The organism is Wolbachia endosymbiont of Drosophila seguyi, assembly GCF_028981765.1.
GTDB classification, from domain to species: Bacteria; Pseudomonadota; Alphaproteobacteria; order Rickettsiales; family Anaplasmataceae; genus Wolbachia; species Wolbachia pipientis.
Window position 1 is genome coordinate 1 of record NZ_JAPQLM010000146.1, and the last position, 4,134, is coordinate 4,134.

The 4,134-nt window shown below is 33.9% G+C and carries 6 protein-coding genes; 2 read left to right on the plus strand and 4 right to left on the minus strand.

Annotation, left to right across the window (positions count from 1 at the left end; genetic code table 11):
- The first annotated feature begins 356 nt into the window (after window positions 1-356).
- Window positions 357-542 carry a hypothetical protein gene (locus OZD62_RS03650; protein ID WP_275019455.1) on the plus strand — a complete coding sequence of 62 codons (186 nt, stop codon included), beginning with the start codon at window positions 357-359 and terminating at the stop codon, window positions 540-542.
- Window positions 543-845: 303 nt separating this feature from the next.
- Window positions 846-1,313: a Holliday junction resolvase RuvX gene (gene ruvX, locus OZD62_RS03655; protein WP_010082183.1), complete on the plus strand. Its 468-nt coding sequence runs from the start codon at window positions 846-848 to the stop codon at window positions 1,311-1,313.
- A 44-nt stretch (window positions 1,314-1,357) separates the two neighbouring features.
- On the opposite strand, the gene ruvC is transcribed toward ruvX, so the two are convergent.
- From ruvC to OZD62_RS03675, 4 genes are read right to left on the minus strand one after another with little or no spacing between them, the layout of a single operon-like run.
- On the minus strand, window positions 1,358-1,846 hold the full coding sequence (gene ruvC / locus OZD62_RS03660) for a crossover junction endodeoxyribonuclease RuvC (RefSeq protein ID WP_038199503.1): 489 nt from the start codon (window positions 1,844-1,846) through the stop codon (window positions 1,358-1,360).
- Complete coding sequence (locus OZD62_RS03665) at window positions 1,847-2,674, minus strand: cytochrome c oxidase subunit 3 (RefSeq protein WP_006279354.1); 828 nt, start codon at window positions 2,672-2,674, stop codon at window positions 1,847-1,849. It lies immediately after the preceding gene.
- 47 nt (window positions 2,675-2,721) lie between these two features.
- Complete coding sequence (locus tag OZD62_RS03670) at window positions 2,722-3,381, minus strand: TenA family protein (protein ID WP_010962391.1); 660 nt, start codon at window positions 3,379-3,381, stop codon at window positions 2,722-2,724.
- A gap of 44 nt (window positions 3,382-3,425) precedes the next feature.
- Window positions 3,426-4,049, minus strand: coding sequence for a TenA family protein (locus OZD62_RS03675; RefSeq protein ID WP_051955865.1), 624 nt, complete (start codon window positions 4,047-4,049; stop codon window positions 3,426-3,428).
- Between the last annotated feature and the right edge of the window lie 85 nt (window positions 4,050-4,134).

Here is a 4,134-nt window from a genome sequence, read left to right on the forward strand (position 1 = left end):
AAATGGATAGTGAATAACTAGCTACCCTAGGGTTTCTTTTGCCTTTTTTTCTGTTTAGTAAATTTCTTAACGTTTATAATTTAGATTAGTTGCGGCTTAAAAGCAGCTAAATTGCGGTTATTAAGTGTTTAGAATAAAAAAACGCCATACTTGAAAGTATAATGTAAGTAATTAGCCAACCACGGGGCTTCTTTTGCCTTTTTTTTCGTTTGGTAAATTTCTTAATGTTTGTAGCTAAACGATAACCGTCATCCCGCTACTTGTTAGCGGCCGAGATACCGCGAATGAATTGCGGTATGACGTAGGATTGCTGTCATTCCAGTGCCAAGCACTGGGATCCAGCCTTTATTATTTGGTTGAAATTAAGTCTTCTGGATCCCAGTGTCAGCTACTTGGATGACACCATTCTTTTTCCTGGATTCCAGTGTCTGGGCACTGGAATGACATCCTCCCTTGTGGAGATTGCTCTCAAATCACAATGTTCGTACAGCTATGCAAACACAAAGGCGTCATTCCAGCGCGTGACGCTGGAATCCAGTTGAGCTATTTCAACAAAAATACTGCATTTTGAGATGAACGTCTATTCTCACCAGACTTATTTACAAGTATAACAATTAAAGTCTGGATTCCAGTGTCAAGCACTGGAATGACATCATAGGGGCACTGCCCTTTTGGATGGAAACCAGTGTCAGCTACTTAGATGATACCTTTTTTCTACTTAGTTTGGGTTATGCAAGAAGTCTATTGCATTCCTGAGCAATTTGATTCATTATTCTTTTTGTAAAAAATTTTCTTAACTTTCTCTCCACTTTTTTGGTAAGGTCACTTTAAAGGAAGTCTAATAGATGCTACATAGAAATCCAGATGAGTTTCTAAAGTCTATTCCAAAAGATAAGCGCATAATGTGCCTTGACATGGGAGAAAAGCAAATAGGCATAGCATTTAGCGATAAAACACAGCTCATAGCCACAGCTCATAGCATATATCACAGAAAAAATATGAGCAAAGATTTAGGTTATCTGCATAGAATATTCAAAGAAAATGAATCTGGATCAATGGTAATAGGACTACCATTAAAAATGGACGAGCAAGAAACTAAATGGTGTAAAACTATAATCCAATTCGCAAATAAAATAATAAAAAAATATAAAGTAAATATATACTTACAAGACGAAAGCTTCTCAACATCTATCGCAACTCATACACTAAAAATTACTGGAATATCAATCACAAAATCGAAAAAAATAGATGATAAAATCTCCGCATGTATTATTTTGCAACGAACGTTAGACAAGATAAATACAATCAAATAGTTTTTCCAGATCTGGAAATCTTCAAACTGAATCCCATATAAAAGTTACTCAACAAAACAAGAACCTTTCGTATAAGCATGACAAATTGCTACAGCAAGAGCGTCAGCAGCATGGTGGCATTTTATACTCAAATTTTTAACTATTTGCTTCACCATAAATATAATCTGATCCTTATCAGCATGGCCATTTCCGGTAATGCTTTTTTTTACATAGTTTGCATCATATTCATTCATAGTTAGCTTTGTTATTTTTAACGCTAAAATTACAACCCCTCTTGCATATCCTAAAGTTAGTGAAGATTTAGGATTTTTATTAACAAAAATTTTCTCCACCGCAGCTTCATTCGGAGAGTATAGGGAAATTACTTTCTTTAATTGTTCAAAAATTATATGTAGGCGTTCACCTGTACCCAATTTACCATCAGTTGATATGGTACCGCCGCCCAAAAATTCAATATTATTTTTTTCGTTCAGGCTGATAATGGCCCACCCAGTCTTGCTTATTCCTGGATCTAGACCTATTATTTTAACCACTTAATAAACGCTTAACCAATAGACAAACAAAAATAAAAATATCCAGACTACATCTACAAAGTGCCAATACCAGGAGGCAAACTCAAAGCACAAATGGTCCTGAAGTGTAAATTGGCCTTTCCGTGCTCTAAATAAACACACTGATAAAAATATTATTCCTATTATAACGTGTGCGCAGTGAAAACCGGTAATCATATAAAAATTGGATGTATAAATAAGCTTTTCTCCTGTTTCTTGTAGAGAAAAACTCGCTTCATGATACTCTATTGCTTGCACTATTATAAAAAAAACTCCAAGCAATATAGTTATGGACAGCATTTTAATCATGCTCTTTTTATCATTTTTAAGTAAAGAGTGATTTGCCCAAGTAATTGTTGTACCAGAAAGCAATAATATTAATGTATTCATGAATGGTAGTGACCACGGATCAGGTGGCAAAATTCCCTCAGGGGGCCATTCAACTTTTTTTGCAGGAGAAAACGCCTCAAATAAAAAAACTGGATCAAGCCAGGCTTTAAAGAATGAACAAAAGAACACTATAAAAAATACGACCTCCGAGAGAATAAACAAGTACATTGCAAATTTGAGTCCATGTTTTACAATGGCAGTGTGACATTTGTCATAAATGGCCTCCCTTATTACATCTCTCCACCAATAAAACAGCACCCCTGATACTGCGGAGATTCCCAAAACTAAACAAAACATTCCGACAATTTGTTTATGAAGCGCGCCAACTAATCCAAGTGCAAGAATAAGAATTGCTGCTGATACAGCAATTGGCCAAGGGCTTGGATCCACTAAATGAAAATCATGTTCTTTACTTTTCATAGCATTTTAAAAAATACTTATTAAGGATACAAATTAGCTTAAAATTGTCAATGTTCCTTAGGAAATTGATTGAATCTTGAAAAATTATATGCACCGTTCAAAAAATCTAACACAAATTGTGCAGTTATTCTAAACAACTCAAGCATTCTGCTCTTTTCGTTTTCTCTTGCTCTGCTGCAATATCCATCAACAATATTTTCCAAAATAATGCATCCAGACTTTACTGAATCACTGTAACAAAAATTAAACCAATCCCTATATCTATTATTTTTCTTGAATCTATTTTTCATGCTATCAACGACAGTCTCGTATATAAACATGCAAGAATACAAAACCGTCATAGCCTCATAGGTATTACTATGCGAGATGGATAAAAGAAAATTAGTGAAATTAAAACACTCAAGAGATTTCTTTTCGCGACTTATACCGTACATAGTAAAGTAGTAGTCATATAGCATTCTATTAACAGTCACTACTCTTTGGGCTACTTCAGCAAGCGAGATAATACTACTATAATCTTCCATTTTGGATGCAGTAATTAAGGTGGTACGAATATAATCACCTAAGAACAACGTCTTTTGTTGAGCATAGAATTTGAAGTTCTCTATATTTAGGGTGTTATTCGCTAACTCAACATTAAAAGGATGCTCAATTATATCCTTTAAAAGATTTGACCCGTAACAGCTCCTAATTATGCCACTGAACACTGTAGTTACCGATAAAAGATCAAGTTAACGTAAATAATCCGCTGCTAATATTCTTTGCTAGATATATTAGAGTAATATGCCTCATCCCAAAACATTATTTCTAATTCCAGCCCTTTCTTAAAAAACTCATACATCCTCTTTTTTTCACAGTCACTAGCTTTTTTATATAGCTTATTTGTAATATCAGTAACCTCATCAATTACAGCATTTACTGTTTCGCTACTATAAATGTTGATCCACTCTTTGTATTTGTTATTTTTAACCCCTTTAGTTGTTATCTCATTTACCATATGGCGTATAACGATTTGGTATATGTTAAAGCAAGAATAAGATGCTACTAAAGCTTCATTAACAGAATTGTGATATGCGGCACTCATGAAAAAGTCAGTAAAGGCAGAACAAGCTCTTGACTTTTTGTGATCATCAGATAGATCACAATCTTCAAAATATTTTTTATACTGTTCTCGAACATAAAATGCTCCTTGTGCCAAATTGATTAAACTACTCATCATTTCAATATCATCAACTCTAGCTGCAACAATTAAAAAAGCACGAGCGCAATCTATACAATACAGAAAATCCTGCTGAAGGTAGAATTTGAATTTTTCATAATCTAATGTATTATTTATCAATTCAACATTAAAAGGGTGTTCTTTTATTTTATCAATAAGATCAGAAAACTCTTTTAGAGGTTGTCCGGAAACAAGTAAAAGGCTATAATATCTGAAATTTTAGTACGGGGTAAAGATGAGA